We start from the raw sequence: 381 nt of genomic DNA on the forward strand, positions 1-381 counted from the left end.
GCCATTACGTCGAGGAGTCGCAAACCTTGTGGCGAGGGAGCTTGCTCCCGCTGGGGTGCGAAGCGCCCCTGAAAAGGTCAGCGCATTCTTTCAGGAGAACGTGGGTGGATGGTTTTGGGGCTGCTGCGCAGCCCAACGGGAGCAAGCTCCCTCGCCACACGTTAGCGGTGCTGTTATTACAAGGTTCCGCTTAGGCCAAAGCGTTTTTTCAGGATGGTCTCCAGCAACCCCTTGGGCAACAACGCCGCCATCCACGGCAGTGCCTGGCAGCCATTACGTCGAGGAGTCGCAAACCTTGTGGCGAGGGAGCTTGCTCCCGCTGGGGTGCGAAGCGCCCCTGAAAAGGTCAGCGCATTCTTTCAGGAGAACGTGGGTGGAGGG

Annotated in this window: 1 pseudogene; it reads right to left on the reverse strand. The window is 60.4% G+C overall.

From position 1 onward, the window contains the following. Nucleotides 1-176: 176 nt before the first annotated feature. Nucleotides 177-281, reverse strand: a pseudogene (locus tag HX875_RS33005) (SDR family oxidoreductase); the annotation flags it as partial. Between the last annotated feature and the right edge of the window lie 100 nt (nucleotides 282-381).

The organism is Pseudomonas yamanorum (assembly GCF_013386765.1).
Classification (GTDB): Bacteria; Pseudomonadota; Gammaproteobacteria; order Pseudomonadales; family Pseudomonadaceae; genus Aquipseudomonas; species Aquipseudomonas yamanorum_A.